This is a genomic window from Streptomyces sp. NBC_00316, assembly GCF_036158715.1.
GTDB lineage: Bacteria > Actinomycetota > Actinomycetes > Streptomycetales > Streptomycetaceae > Streptomyces.
The window spans coordinates 5,170,870-5,184,726 of sequence record NZ_CP108023.1 but is presented as its reverse complement, the minus strand read 5'-3'; the positions used below and the strand labels follow the sequence as shown (position 1 = coordinate 5,184,726).

The following is a 13,857-nucleotide window of genomic DNA, read 5'->3' as shown; positions in this document are numbered from 1 at the left end:
AGGTGCGTGGGCGGGGCCGGGGCATGGCGCTGACCTGGGGCGACTCGTGGGCCCGAGGTCATGCAGAGCCAGCTGCACGAGTTACTCGCCGGCGGGAGCCCACCGACCCTGGTCACGCCTGCGTCACGCGACGGTGATGCCCACCACCCCACGATGACTGGTGCAGGCAAGCGCAAACCCGCTTTCACATGCAAGGAGACCGCCATGGTGATCCGGCATCGCATACCTCGTCTGATAGGCGCGTCCAGCTTGGCCGCGACGCTTGCTCTCGGAGCAGGCGCGGGGGCCGCCGCCGCAGCACCTCAGGGGGTATCAAAGTCAGAGACCCCGACTGCGGCACCGAATTTCTGCGGCCAGCAGCCCAACCCGAACATCTGCCCGCGGGGCACCGTTAACCAGGGGAACCAGGCGATCGGCAACACCCGCAGGGTCAACCAGGGCAACCAGGCGATCGGCAACACCGGCAGGGTCAACCAGGGCAACCAGGCCATCGGCAACACCCGCAGGGTCAACCAGGGCAACCAGGCGATCGGCAACACCGGCAGGGTCAACCAGGGCAACCAAGCCATCGGCAACACCGGCAGGGTCAACCAGGGCAACCAGGCCATCGGCAACACCGGCGGAGCCAACCAGGGCAACCAAGCCATTGGAGGCGGCGGAGCCAACCAGGGCAACCAGGCCATCGGCGGCGGCGGAGCCAACCAGGGCAACCAGGCCATCGGCGGCGGCGGCCCGGTCAACCAGGGCAACCAGGCCATCGGCGGCGGCGGCCCGGTCAACCAGGGCAACCAGGCCATCGGCGGCGGCGGCCCCGTGAACCAGGGCAACCAGGCCATCGGCGGCGGCGGCCCGGTCAACCAGGGCAACCAGGCCATCGGCGGCGGCGGCCCGGTCAACCAGGGCAACCAGGCCATCGGCGGCGGCGGCCCGGTCAACCAGGGCAACCAGGCCATCGGCGGCGGCGGCCCCGTGAACCAGGGCAACCAGGCCATCGGCGGCGGCGGCCCCGTGAACCAGGGCAACCAGGCCATCGGCGGCGGCGGCCCCGTGAACCAGGGCAACCAGGCCATCGGCGGCGGCGGCCCCGTGAACCAGGGCAACCAGGCCATCGGCGGCGGCGGCCCCGTGAACCAGGGCAACCAGGCCATCGGCGGCTTCGGCCCCGTGAACCAGGGCAACCAGGCCATCGGCGGATTCGGCGGAGCCAACCAGGGCAACCAGGCCGTCGGTGGCGGTGGCGGAGCCAACCAGGGCAACCAGGCCGTCGGTGGCTTCTAAACACACCACCCATGTGCCGACCCACTTCGACAAAGCGAACCCGCCACTGGCAACAGTGGCGGGTTCGCAGATGTTCACCACCGAGGACGTGGCGCACGTCATGGGGCCGCACCCCCAGGATCGTGAGGCCCCCCGGCACGGGCAATCCACGGACGGGTATCAACCGCCACGGGATGCCCCTACATGGCATCCGGCCGTGGTCACTCCTGCACGTATCCGCCACCGGGGTGCGACTGCCGCAGTTCGGCCACGAGCTGGCGCAGCTGCTGCGTGGGGCAGAGTCCCAACTCGTTGCGGAGACGCTGCGCGTAGCGTTCGAAGTGGTCCAGCGCCTCGACCAGGTTGCCCTCCGCCAGGTAGGCGCGGATCAGCGAGACCTGACTGCTCTCCCGCAGTGGATCTGCCTGGACGGCCGTATGGGCGGCCGTCACCGCCCCGGCGAACTGCTCAGCGTCGATGAGTTCTCCCGCCAGCTTCTCGAGGGCATGGAGTCGAAGCTGACGCCAATGCTCCGCCTCGAGCAAGGCCCACTCGTCGTACCAGCCGGGCAGCAGATCGGCGGAGAGCTGGTCGACGGTCGCCGCGTTGAGGCCGAGGTCCTCGGCCGGGACGCCGGGGTCGAGTATGCGTTCGGCCAACGACCGGGCGTGATAGAGGTCGACGGTGACCTCCCGCGCGAGGCGCACCTCGTTGGGAGAGACGTCCAGTGCTTTCCGGCCGAGGTCGTGCAGGCGTGACAGCGCCGCCCGAAGGTTCGTGTTCGCCCTCTGTTCGGACGCTTCGGGCCAGAGACTTCCGGCGATCAAGGTCCGAGGAACAGAGGCGCGGTAGTTGAGCGCGATGGACGCCAGGAGTCGCTTCGAGCCGAGCGGGACTGCCACCGGGACGTCGCCGACCACCAGGTCGAAACCGCCGAGAAGAGCTATGTGTACGGACGGTCGGCTCTTCACGGCCAGAGAAGAGAAAGCGAGCTCATCTGAACTCATGTCTGTGTGATCATTTAGGGATCGGTCCACCCGGGCGCCCGCCGACTGGCAGCAGCACCACTGCCCAAGGATTCGCGATCTTCACCTCCCAACCAGAATCCATGCTGCTCTGTCCGTTGAGGGTTGTCTAATCGTCCAAATTGTGCTAATAAGCCCGACCTCTGGTCGGGGGCAGCCCACCCCTTGCGAGTACCGCGCGCATGCCGGAACGGCGTGGCTCCCGGTCGCCCGGGGTCCGTTCAAAAGCCTCCGCGCCCGCTCGGAGTGGCATGGGCCGGGGAACGGACGGAACCGACGCGGCAACGAAGACCACGAGCATGCGCTGCCCGGCGAAAGGCAGGCTCAGGGCGAATATCCCGCCTCCGGTTCCTTGCATCCCGGCCCTTACGCCATCGGCTGGCAGTCCGTTCCAGCGCACTGACATGCAAGCGCCCCGAAGCACCGCATCCGAGGAGTGGCGCGCGAGCAGCACACCAGGGTCCGCCGGGAGAAGGCCGACGATCTCGCGGGCCTCGTCGCCCCGGTTGAACGCTCCACCACTTCGGCGACGTCGCTGCGGAGGTATGGGGAGCGAGTCACCCTGAATCAGTACGCCAGGGAAGCGGCGGCCGGGCAGGCGCACCACTGCGCTGTCGCCACGGTCCGTGAACGGCCCAGCCCCGACACACTCCCTACCGACATCCGACCCGGCATCAGGCGGCACCAACCACAATGGACAAGCCCGGTGTTGAGCGTTCCCGAGCTTTCGTGCTCCAGGCGGTCAGGTGCTCCCCGAAACCCGTCCGCGCGAACTCCCGGGGCCTGTGCGGGACGTTGAATCCTGCCCGGCGCACAACGCGTCACGTCGCCTTCCCAGAATTTCTCCCTCAGGTCTTCGTCAGGTGCCGGCGCCTCCGCCTCGCCGGAGGGTGGCCGGCGCCCGGACGACAGACCGTCCTCGGCGGGTTCGCTACTCCCTGCCTCCTTCAGAGCCTGCAGGGCCGGTGTGCCGGATCTCGCGGATCAGCCGGTACGACTCGCCCGCGAGCCGGATCCGATCCTCGTCGTCCACGTGACAGCCGAGGCGTTCCGGAAGACCCCGCAGATACGCGACGGCGGGGCCGGTGAAGCGGACCCTGCCGTTGCCGAGGTGCGTGATCCCTTCGGGCTCGGCAAGCGCGGCGAGCCAGACGGCGTGGTCCTGGCGTACCTCGGTGGTGTACGTGGTGTCGGAGCCGACTCCCTGTTCCAGGGCGTACAGGACGTCCCCGTACCGGGCATGGCCGAGGACGGCGCGTACGGCCGCATCGATGCTCAGCAGGCCGGCGTCCACCTGGTCGCAGGCGAAGACGCGGCCGGGGCGGGCCCGGGCGTACGCGAACCAGGTTCCCGCACGGGACGGGATGACGTAGCCGACCGGATAGCCGCCGGGGAGGCCGTCGTCCACACATACGTACACGATCTCGGCGGCATCGCTCCGCTCCCGGGTGAGGAAGAGCCTCCGCTGTTTCAGCATCGTCGTGAGAGAGCTCTCGATGACGGCCATGTTCGTGTTCCTTCCTCGGGAGGGGCGGCGGCCGCTCCCCGTCGACGGCCGCCGCTCTTGCAAACCATTCAGGAAGGCGCTGCAATGCGAATGAAATTCTGATGATGCGCGGAGCGGAGGCCTTCGGGTGGGCTCGGGATCTCGTCGACGGCTACGGCTCGCGGTGCTCGGGCCGGTGCGGGCCTGGCGTGACGGCACGCAACTGCCCCTCGGGCCCGTCCGGCAACAGGCGGTGCTGGCCGCGCTGGCGTTGCGTCCGGGTCTCCTGGTGAGTCGTGAGCAGTTGCTCGACGGGGTCTGGGGGGAGAGGCCGCCGAAGTCCGGCCGCAAGGTGCTGCCCAGCTACGTCTACGGGCTGCGGAAGAAGCTCGACGAGGAGGGCGGCGGGCCGGCCGATTCGGTGATCCGCGGGGAACGGGGCGGGTACCGCCTCGTCGCCGACGGAGTCCGGCTCGACGTGACGGAACTGGCCGAGCAGGTGGACGGCGCCCAGCGCGCGATGGCGTCCGGCGATCCGGCCACGGCGGCGGACCGGTTGTCGGGGGCGCTCGACCTGTTCGGCGGGGAGCCGCTCGCCGGGCTGCCGGGACCGTACGCGGACGCCGAGCGGCAGCGACTGCTGGAGCGGCGGCACACGGTTCAGCTGGAGCGGCTCGAATGCCTGGTCCTGCTGGGCCGGTTCGCCGAGGCCCTGGACGACACCGCTGCTCTGGCCGCGTCCCATCCGTGCGACGAGTCGCTGTCGGCACTGCGCATGCGCGCCCTGTACGGCAGCGAACGCCAGGCGGAGGCGCTGAACGTCTATCAGGACATGCGCAGGCGCCTGAACGACGAGCTCGGCGTCGACCCCGGCGAGGAGCTCCAACGCGTGCACCAGGCGGTACTGCGCCAGGACGACGTACGCCTCCTCGGCCCTGCGGCTACGCGTTCCACCGCTCCTCCTGCTCCTGCTCCTGCTCAGCCCGAGCCCCGCCGCGCGGTCAATGACCTGCCGGGTGACGCCGGCCGCCTGATCGCGCGGGACGCCGAACTGGCGCAGCTGATCGCGCCTTCCGCGCCCGGAGCCGTATCGATCGTCACGGTGGACGGTACGGCCGGAGTCGGCAAGACCGCGCTCGTCGTACGCGCGGCCCGTGAGCTCAGCGCCGAGTACCCGGACGGCTGCCTCTTCGTGGACCTGCACGCGCACAGCACGCAGCGGCGGCAATCGCCGGAGCGAGCGCTGCAGCGACTGCTGCGCTCGCTCGGCGCGGCCAAAGGCGAGTTGCCGAGCGACCTCGAAGAACTCACTGCCGTCTGGCGCGCGGCAACGAGCTCGCTACGGCTGCTCCTCGTGCTGGACGACGCCCTGGACGCCGACCAGATACGACCGCTGCTGCCGGCAGGCGCGGGAAGCAGGGTGCTGGTGGCCGGCCGGCGGCGGCTGGCCGAACTGGACGCCGACCGACGGGTCACCCTGGAGCCCTTGGACAGCAGGGACGCGGTGTCCCTGCTCACGCACATCATCGGAGAGGAGCGTGCAGGCAGGGAGCCGGAGGCGACGCATCAGCTGGTCGGACTGTGCGACGGGCTGCCGCTGGCACTGCGCATCGCCGGGTCGCGGTTGCAGAACCGCAGCACCTGGACGGTGGAGTACCTGGCGGGCCGCATGGCGGGCGACGAGCACCGGCTCGGCGAACTGAGCGTCGGGGATCGCAGCGTGGAGGCAGCCTTCAGCCTGTCGTACGAACAGCTCGCACCCGAGCAGCAGCGCGCATTCCGCGCCCTGGGCCTGGCGCCGACGGTCGAGTTCGACGTGCTGACGTCGGCGACCATGCTCGATCGGCCGCCCTACGCCACCGAGCAGCTCCTGGAGAGCCTGGTCGACACGAGCCTTCTGCAGCAGCCGCGTCCGGGCCGCTACCGATTGCACGACCTGGTTCGCGTGCACGCACGGCGCCTCGCGGAAGCCACGCCTGCCGAGGCGGCCACCGCGCGCACGGCCGCACTCCGGCTGTACCTGGACGCGGCCCGGATCGCCAGCGACTGGGGCCTTCGCAATTTCCCCACCGGACCCCAGCCCGTCGACGCACCGTTCACGCACTGGGAGGACGCGGAGACCTGGCTGGACGCGGCCGGCGGAGAGCTCGCCGATGTCGTCGGACACGCCGCGGCCCTCGGCGAAGCCGACTACGCCTGCTGGATCGCCGAGGCGCTGTGCGACTACTTCGTACGGCAGGGCCGCTACCACGAGTGCCAGACGGCTCTGGAGATCGCACTCGCGCACGTGGACGGGGCCACCGACCAGCGGATGCCCGCCGCATTGCGGAACTGCCTGGGGTACACCGGCGTGTACCAACGCCGGTACGCGCAGGCGCGCACCTTGTTCACCGAGGCACTGGACCTCAGCCGGTGCCGCCCCGACCCGCACGAAGAGGCCAGGACTCTCGCCGGGCTGGGGGCTCTCGACCTGAGTGTGGGCGACGGTGACCGGGCGATTCTCCATGTCACCGCGGCGGTGGACCTGGCCCGGCGACTGCGCAGCGACTGGGTCGTCTCGATGGCACTCGTCATCCTCGGCCTGGCCCACTACTTCGGGAGACGGAACGAGGAGGCGCTGGCCTGCTTCGCCGACGCCCGTACCCACGCCGAGAGAGACGGCAGACCGCGCATGCTCGGCAGGCCCCTGAGCTGCGCCGCCGACGTCCATCTCCGCCTCGGCCACCACCGTGAGGCCAAGCACCTGCTCCGCCAGGCGGTCGACCTGGTTCAGCAGGGTGGGGACATCTTCCTCTGCGCGCGCAGTCTGACCCGGCTGGGTACGGCGGAGCAGGGCGAGGGGAACCTGAGCGCGGCCATCGCCCTGCATCACCAGGCCCTCCTTCTTCAGCGCCAGTTGCTGTCCCCGCTCACCGAACCCAGTTACGAATGGCTGGAGATGGACATCCGTTCCCGTCTGGGCCGCGCCTACGTGGCGACGGGTCGCGTCCGCGAGGCGCACCAGCAGTTCCAGGCCGTGCTCGACGTGCAGAGCGCCCGTGCGCGCCGCGCTGACCGTGCACGGGCGAGCGAGGGCCACACCGACCGCGAAGCCCGGTAGAGGGTCGGGTTCGAATCCCGCCGAGGGCACCGCGTACGAAGCCGCCCCCACTGGGGCACGGCCGAAGACCGCATCGCCCTGCGCCTATGGCGCAACCTCCGTCCCGGCCGAGGCTGCAAGTACGAGGCGGCTGAACTGGGCCCGGTAGGCGCTCGGGGTGAGCCCGGTGCGACGCACCACATGGCTGCGGAGAGAGTCCGCCGTGCCGAGCCCGCAGGCCCGGGCCACCTGGTCCATCGGCAGCCTCGTCGTCTCCAGCAGTTCCTTCGCTCGCTCGATGCGCTGGTGCAGGAGCCACTGCAGGGGGCTCACGCCGCTCTCCGCATGAAAGCGACGGGTCAGCGTGCGTACGCTGACCCGCGCGTGCCGGGCAAGGTCCGTGAGGGTGAGCGGCTCGTCGAGGTGCCGCATCGCCCAGCCCCGGGTGTCCGCATAGCTGTTGCCGAGCTCGGGCGGGAGCGGGGTTTGCGTGAACTGGGTCTGACCACCGGGCCGTACAGGGGCGACGAGCGCGGCGCGGGCCACCCGGTTGGCCACGGCGGCGCCGTAGTCGGAGCGGATGATGTGCAGGCACAGGTCGATGCCGGCGGCGTATCCGGACGAGGTCATGACGGACCCGTCGTGCACGTAGAGCACGTCGCCCTTGAGGTCGAGCGCGGGGTAACGGGTACGCAGTTCCTCGGCGAGCTCCCAGTACGTGGTGGCACTGCGCCCCTCCAGCAGTCCTGCCTCGGCTAGTACGAACGCACCGCTGCAGATGGAAGCGATCCGTCTGCCCGCGGCTGCGGCGTCGCGGACAGCGGCGACGGTCAGCGGATCGGGTTCGTAGCGGTGCCCGGTGCCCGCGACCAGCACCGTGTCCGCGTCGTGCACGGCGTCCAGACCGCGGTCCACCACCAGCGAGAGCCCACCGGTGGTGGCGATCCTGCCGGGCACCGGTGTGCAGACGATCACCTCGTAACCGGGTCCCCCGTCCACCTAGGCCTTCTCGAAGAGCATTTCGGGGATCGCGAGGTTGAACATCGACACGGGGGACGGGGCGATCACGGCGACGCGGTGTGCTCGGTGCGGCTGGAGCTGCGGCATGGCCAGAACCTCCGGACGTATGGCATTCAGGCCACTACTGTACGCCGCCGGAGATCGTCAGAGTTGAGGCATGGCTACGGACCACATCACCGACATCGATCAACTGGCCGCCAGGCAAGGCAAGTTGTTCAAGGACGTGCGTCAGCCCTCCCCGGGCCTGACCCTCGCCGCCGCCCTGCTGGGCTTCACGCTGACCTGCCTCGACGCCTCCGTGGTGAATGTGGCCCTGCCCTCGATGGAGTCCTCGCTGGGCGGCGGGACCACAGGACTGCAGTGGGTGGTGGACGCCTACACCCTCGCGTTCGCCGCGCTGATGCTGTCCACCGGCGCCCTCGCGGACCGGGCGGGCGCCACCCGGACCTACGCGCTCGGCATCACGGTGTTCGCCCTCGCCTCCGCGGCCTGCGGCTTCGCCCCGAATCTGCCGGTCCTGATCGGGGCGCGGGTGGTGCAGGGTGTCGCCGCCGCCGTGATGCTGCCCGCCTCGCTCGCCCTCGTACGCCAGGCGTACCCGGACGACGCCGCCAAGCGTGCGCGCGCCGTGGCGTTGTGGACGGCGGGCGGCTCGGCGGCCGTCGCGGTCGGTCCGGTCGCGGGCGGGTTGCTGATCACCGCGTGGGACTGGCGGGGGGTCTTCTTCGTCAACCTGCCGCTGGCGGCGCTGGCCCTCGCCCTGCTGGTCCGCGCGCCGCGGTCGGTGCGACGGCCCGCACCCCTGGACCTGCCGGGACAGCTGACCGCCGTCATCGCCCTGGCGGCGCTGGCCTTCGCGGTGGTCGAGGGCGGTACGACGGGTCTCATCGCGCTGGTCGTCGCGGTGGCTGCAGGCGCCGTGTTCGTGCGGATCGAGGCCCGGCAGCCGCATCCGGTCGTCCCGCCGGGACTCTTCCGCAACCGCACCGTGGCCATCACGGTCGCGGCGGGTGCGGCAGTCAGCGTGGCCTTCTACAGCATGATCTTCGTCTTCAGCCTCTTCTTCCAGCAGGTGCAAGGGCGTTCGGCGCTGTCGGCCGGGCTGATGTTCCTGCCGATGACGGGCGTGATCGCAGTGACGAATGTCGTCGCGGGCAAGCTGGCCGCCCGCTTCGGTCCGCGTCTGCCGATGCTCGTGGGCCAACCGCTCGCGGCGGCGGGACTGCTGCTCCTCCTGCAGGTCGACGGCGAAACACCCGCAGCCCTTCTGGCCCTCCTCCTGGTACCGCTGTCACTGGGCTGCGCGCTGACGGTGCCGCCGCTCACGGCGGCGATGATGGACGCGGTGCCCGACGACCGGGCCGGACTCGCAGCAGGCGTACTCAACTCCGCCCGCCAGGTGGCCGGGGGCCTGGGCATCGCCGCCTTCGGCACGCTGATCACTGACGGATTCATGGCGGGTATGCGGGTGAGTCTGCTGGTCAGTGCCGGGCTGCTGGCAGTGACGGGGACGGCCACGGTGTGGATGCGGGTGCGGCCGGGCGCGGGGCGCGCGTAACGCACTGGACGGGCCATCGACGCGGGACGGGGAATCGGCACTGCATGCCGAGAAGCCCGCCGTGACCCGACCGCCGGCTCGCGGCGTCTCCGCGGCTACGGGGAAGACCGTTCATGGCCGTCGCGGCCGCTCGCTCAGGTTCTGCACCTGGGCGTACGTCGGCACCTGCGCACCCCCGCTCCCGCCCACCGGCCGGCCCGCCCTGATCTCCGCCGCCAGGCCCAGCGCCGCGCCCAGTGCCGCGCGGTACAGCAGGGAGCCGAGGCTCACTCTCTGCACCCCCAGTGCGCCCAGTCGGGCAACCGTGGGTCCGGACGGCGAGTAGAGGATGTTGAGCGGTGCGTCGATGTGCTTCACCAGCGCGGAAATCACCGTCGAGTCGGCCAGGCCCGGCACGAACACACCGTCCGCACCGGCCTGTTGATACGCGTCGAGTCGCCGTGTCGTCGCGGCCGCCTCCTGCCCGCCCAGCCAGTACGTGTCGGTGCGCGCGTTCACGAAGAGGTGCGGCACCTCGGCCTTCACCGCCGCGATCTTCGCCGCGTGCAGTTCCACGGGTGCGAGCGTGCCGTCGGACCTGCCGTCCTCCAGGTTGATGCCGACCGCCCCTGCGTCCGCCAGTTCACGAGCCAGCTCGGCCACCTCGGCCGGGTCGTCACTGAATCCGCCCTCGGCGTCCACCGAGAGCAGGTACGGCCCGGAACCCAGCCGCCGGGCCAGGAGCACGGTCTCCGCCCGCGTCGCCCCCGCACCGTCGGGCAGTCCGGCCGCCGCGGCAACCGCAAGGCTTGTGGTGCCGATGGCGGGGAAGTCCTGCTCGGCCAGGGCCGTCGCCGAGGCGTGGTCCCAGGCGTTGGGGAGCAGCAGCGGTGTCGATGCGTGATGCAGGGCGGAGAACGCCGTGAAAGCGGCCAGGTCGGTCATGGTGTCCGGGTCCCTGTCAGGTGTTGGGGGGCGTGAGATGGCGTTCGGGGTCCGTGGCGCGCGGCCGCGCCACTCAGGACGACGTGACGCCCCTCGGCCTCGGGCGGCGGCCCGGAGCGGCGCAGGTCGGGCACCAATAGCCCTCCTGCTGGACGTAGATCCACCCGAGCTCCCCGATGTGCGGGGAGGCGACGGTGGCACTGTGCAGGATGTGACCGAACAGATCGGCCTCGATGTCCGGTGGCGGTTCCGCGATGACCATGTCGAACACGGCCCGCGCCTGGCATCCCCAGCGGTCGCACTGGAGGTGGAACCGCACAGGACCGGGCGGCTCTCCGTCGGTGGTCAGGCTCATACATCCACTATGGGCTCCCGGTTGGGCGGATACATGCCGTTCTGCTCCATATCCGACGGCCGGCGTCAGCGGCAGTCCACCTTCAGCTGCGCCGCGGCGTGATGCGCTCCCACCCGTGCCTCGTCACCCCAGTCGCGGCCCCGGTCGATCAGCTGTACCGCAAAGGTGTTGCCCTTGACCGGGTAGCTGCTCACCTCCACGGGGCTGCCACGGTGCACGGTCTGGCGCACGGCGAAGCCCGTATAGGCGGAGTCCGCGTCGTCCGGGTCCGAGAGCACGCGGTACACCGTGGGATCACCCGCGACGTCGCGGTCACGACCGCTGTCCGGTACGAACACGGTCAGCGCGCACTCGTGGTAGCCGCTGCCCAGGTGCCAGGACCATGTGGCGGTGTTGCCCCGGTCCTCTGTCGGGCTGCCGGACATCGGCACGGCGCTGAACCGTCCGTCGCACGTGCTGCCCCGGTAGCCGCCCGAGGCGACCGTGTACCAGCCGTTGTCACCGTTCTCGAACCGGCCGTGCTCGCGGTACTCGCCCGTCGAGCATCCGGGTCCCGCCCAGGCCGCGTACGTGTGACCACCGGTGTCGGACGACGGCGCGGGGGTACGGGACGGGCTTCGCGGGGACGAGGGGGTCGGCGACGTCGCAGACGTGGGGGCCGGATCCGGTCTCTCCGTTCCGGACGGACCGATCCGGGTGGGAGCGCCGCCGCCGATGCCGGCCCTCGGGACACCCGCACGGCCCACCGCGCCCGTATTCCTGCCGTCGCCACCACCACCGCCCGACACGAGCAGCGAGGTGCCCGTCACCAGCGAGCCCGCCACCACCACAACTCCCGCCACGAGCAGGACCTTTCCGCCGCGGGGCAGCGTGGATATCCGGCCCGCGAGCGTCTCGCGGGCGATCCAGGAACCGTCCCCGCCGGCCGAGCGGGCCACCGACCCGCAGTCCGGACAGACCATCCCCGGCAGCGCGCCCCGCTGTTCACCGCCGCACCGTTGGCACCTCATGGCAGCACACCATGCCAGGGCAGAGCCCCCAGAGGGAGAGAACAGGCACGATTTGCCTGTGTCCACCCTGTGCCCGCACTGTGCCCACCCTGCGCACGACGCGCACTCGCCCCTGCCCCCGGCGTCCCGGCGGCCGTCCGGCAGGGCTCAGCGCAGCTCCTCCGGGCAAGGTGTGCCGGGCGACAGCTGGTACGGGGCCGCCATCCGGTACACCCCGGGTCGCGGCGCGAGCAGTTCCGTCCACTCGTCGCCGTACTCGTCCTCGTCCACCTTGATCAGGCAGCCGTTCGTGTTGACGAACGTCCGCGGACTGTCCTCGTCCGCGCGCTTCTTGGACTCCTCGGTCTCCTGCGGCCGTTCCACGCTCTTGCCCTCGTCGTCGACCAGGGCGAGCCAGCGCGAGTACGGGATCCGGATCAGCACCCGGCCCGCCCGCCTGACATGGATGGTCAGCTCGCCGGCCCCGGCCCGGTCCACCGTCGCCGGCGGGTCGGCCAGCGGCACCGGGCCGTCGACCGCAAAGAGCTGCCAGTTCGCGTCGGACCAGACGGCCCTCAGATACGGCTGGCCCTTCTCGACCAGCGCCGCCTCCTGCACCGCCCCGCTGGAATCCGGCTCGCCCTTGGGCAGCACCACGTAGTGCACGGCCCAGCGGTCGAGCCACTGGCGGTAGTTCGCGGAGTTCAGGGTGTCGTCGTAGAAGAGCGGGTTGCGCCCCATGTCCGCCTGCCGGTTCCAGCCGCGGGCCAGATTGACGTACGGGGCGAGCGCGGACGCCTCCCGGTGGCTGCTGGCAGGCACCACCTCGACCCTGCCGCGCTCGGCGCCGACCTGCTGGAGCTCGTTGACCAGCGGGGCCAGTTCCCGCGTCCAGGAAGCGGCGGGGGCGGTACGGGCGATGTCGTCGACGCCCTTGAAACCGACCCAGAAGTTCATCCCGACGAATGCCAGGATCAGCGCGTACCAGCGCCGCGACCGCGGCACGGCGTACGGCAGCGCGGCGAGCAGCACCACCCCGGCGAACAGCATCGCCATCCTGGTGACGTTCGAGCCGATCTGCGAGTCGATCACATAGGTCAGCAGCGTCCCGACCCCGTACACGGCGGCAGCGGTTCGCACCGTGCGCCAGTCGGACGGCACGAGGACGAGGACGAGAACGGCGAAGAGGAACGGCAGGGACAGCGTCGCGAGCGACATCGGCTGCGTACCGGAGAACGGGAACAGCCACGACGACAGCACCACCACGGCGACCGGCGCCAGGCCCAGGGCGTACGCGCCCGGGCGCCGCTTGTTCAGGAACAGCGCGGCGGCCACCACACCGAGGAACAGCCCCGCGACGGGACTGCCCGCCGTGGCCAGCCCGGCGAGCGGGGCGGCGACGGCCGCCTTCGCCCAGCGCTTGTGGCGCCACCGGTACGGCCAGCAGAACACCGCGGCCACCGCGCCCAGCGCGAACATCATGCCGAGGCCGAACGTGACCCGTCCGGACAGTGCGTTGCACAGATACGCGAACACTCCGGCGAGCGAGCAGGCGAGCGGATTGCGGACGGCCCGGACCCGGACCAGGATCAGCGCGGTCAGCCCCGCCGACACCGTCCCGGCGATCATCATCGTCGTACGCACGCCGAGCACCGACATCAGGTACGGCGAGACCACGCTGTACGAGACCGGGTGCATACCGCCGTACCAGGCGAGGTTGTAGGCCGTACCGGGATGCCGGCCGACGAACTCGGCCCAGGCGTCCTGCGCCGCGAGGTCGCCGCCGCTGTTCGCGAAGAAGAGGAACCAGAGGACGTGGGTGACCGCGGCGGCCGCCGTCGCGACGGTGACGGGGTGCTGCAGCAACTGCCTGGCACGGACCTGCCGGCTGCGGCCCGGCCCGGGCGGCTCGGTGGCCTCGGCCCGCGGTTCCGGGGTACGCGGAGCGGGCAGCCGGACATTCATGCTGCCGCCACTGCCGCTCGTCACGTCGCCTCGCACATCGCTGTCCCCGGCCGCCCCACGGCCGGGTATCGGCTCCGCGGTGGTCACTACGGTTTCTCCCCGTCTCCGCCGGCCCCGTTCCCCGTCTCCGTATCACCTGTGGGGACGCCGTCCGGCGCTCCCCGGTTGTCCGGGGACGCTAACACGTACGCAAAGGGGG

At 71.0% G+C, this 13,857-nt stretch carries 11 protein-coding genes; 3 read left to right on the top strand and 8 right to left on the bottom strand.

Going from position 1 to position 13,857, the window contains the following annotated elements:
* Positions 1-204: 204 nt before the first annotated feature.
* Positions 205-1,278 (top strand): hypothetical protein, encoded by a 1,074-nt coding sequence (locus OG878_RS23080; RefSeq protein WP_328888541.1) that lies wholly within the window; start codon positions 205-207, stop codon positions 1,276-1,278.
* A gap of 200 nt (positions 1,279-1,478) precedes the next feature.
* On the opposite strand, the gene OG878_RS23075 is transcribed toward OG878_RS23080, so the two are convergent.
* The 3 genes from OG878_RS23075 to OG878_RS23070 form a co-directional block, all read right to left on the bottom strand.
* Complete coding sequence (locus OG878_RS23075) at positions 1,479-2,264, bottom strand: AfsR/SARP family transcriptional regulator (protein ID WP_328888540.1); 786 nt, start codon at positions 2,262-2,264, stop codon at positions 1,479-1,481.
* A 145-nt stretch (positions 2,265-2,409) separates the two neighbouring features.
* Complete coding sequence (locus tag OG878_RS42330; RefSeq protein ID WP_443049150.1) at positions 2,410-2,967, bottom strand: DUF6959 family protein; 558 nt, start codon at positions 2,965-2,967, stop codon at positions 2,410-2,412.
* A 246-nt stretch (positions 2,968-3,213) separates the two neighbouring features.
* Positions 3,214-3,789, bottom strand: coding sequence for a hypothetical protein (locus OG878_RS23070; RefSeq protein WP_328888539.1), 576 nt, complete (start codon positions 3,787-3,789; stop codon positions 3,214-3,216).
* 127 nt (positions 3,790-3,916) lie between these two features.
* On the opposite strand from OG878_RS23070, the gene OG878_RS23065 reads away from it, so the two are divergent.
* Entirely contained in the window at positions 3,917-6,868 is a 2,952-nt protein-coding gene (locus tag OG878_RS23065) for an AfsR/SARP family transcriptional regulator (protein ID WP_328888538.1), read from the top strand.
* An 84-nt stretch (positions 6,869-6,952) separates the two neighbouring features.
* On the opposite strand, the gene OG878_RS23060 is transcribed toward OG878_RS23065, so the two are convergent.
* Positions 6,953-7,846 (bottom strand): GlxA family transcriptional regulator, encoded by an 894-nt coding sequence (locus OG878_RS23060; RefSeq protein ID WP_328888537.1) that lies wholly within the window; start codon positions 7,844-7,846, stop codon positions 6,953-6,955.
* A 178-nt stretch (positions 7,847-8,024) separates the two neighbouring features.
* On the opposite strand from OG878_RS23060, the gene OG878_RS23055 reads away from it, so the two are divergent.
* A complete protein-coding gene (locus OG878_RS23055) occupies positions 8,025-9,425 on the top strand; it encodes an MFS transporter (protein ID WP_328888536.1) in 1,401 nt (466 codons plus the stop codon).
* A 111-nt stretch (positions 9,426-9,536) separates the two neighbouring features.
* Here the strand turns inward: OG878_RS23055 and OG878_RS23050 are convergent, their stop codons facing one another.
* The 4 genes from OG878_RS23050 to OG878_RS23035 form a co-directional block, all read right to left on the bottom strand.
* A complete protein-coding gene (locus OG878_RS23050) occupies positions 9,537-10,349 on the bottom strand; it encodes an isocitrate lyase/PEP mutase family protein (protein ID WP_328888535.1) in 813 nt (270 codons plus the stop codon).
* Positions 10,350-10,422: 73 nt separating this feature from the next.
* Complete coding sequence (locus OG878_RS23045) at positions 10,423-10,704, bottom strand: hypothetical protein (protein WP_328888534.1); 282 nt, start codon at positions 10,702-10,704, stop codon at positions 10,423-10,425.
* 65 nt (positions 10,705-10,769) lie between these two features.
* A complete protein-coding gene (locus OG878_RS23040) occupies positions 10,770-11,714 on the bottom strand; it encodes an adhesin (RefSeq protein WP_328888533.1) in 945 nt (314 codons plus the stop codon).
* 147 nt (positions 11,715-11,861) lie between these two features.
* Positions 11,862-13,745, bottom strand: coding sequence for an MFS transporter (locus OG878_RS23035; protein WP_328888532.1), 1,884 nt, complete (start codon positions 13,743-13,745; stop codon positions 11,862-11,864).
* Between the last annotated feature and the right edge of the window lie 112 nt (positions 13,746-13,857).

Excerpts from the sequence above, each read along its gene's own strand:
- OG878_RS23080 (WP_328888541.1), top strand. The coding sequence starts at position 205 with ATGGTGATCCGGCATCGCATACCTCGTCTGATAGGCGCGTCCAGCTTG.
- OG878_RS23075 (WP_328888540.1), bottom strand. The coding sequence starts at position 2,264 with ATGAGTTCAGATGAGCTCGCTTTCTCTTCTCTGGCCGTGAAGAGCCGA.
- OG878_RS23070 (WP_328888539.1), bottom strand. The coding sequence starts at position 3,789 with ATGGCCGTCATCGAGAGCTCTCTCACGACGATGCTGAAACAGCGGAGG.
- OG878_RS23055 (WP_328888536.1), top strand. The coding sequence starts at position 8,025 with ATGGCTACGGACCACATCACCGACATCGATCAACTGGCCGCCAGGCAA.
- OG878_RS23050 (WP_328888535.1), bottom strand. The coding sequence starts at position 10,349 with ATGACCGACCTGGCCGCTTTCACGGCGTTCTCCGCCCTGCATCACGCA.
- OG878_RS23045 (WP_328888534.1), bottom strand. The coding sequence starts at position 10,704 with ATGAGCCTGACCACCGACGGAGAGCCGCCCGGTCCTGTGCGGTTCCAC.
- OG878_RS23040 (WP_328888533.1), bottom strand. The coding sequence starts at position 11,714 with ATGAGGTGCCAACGGTGCGGCGGTGAACAGCGGGGCGCGCTGCCGGGG.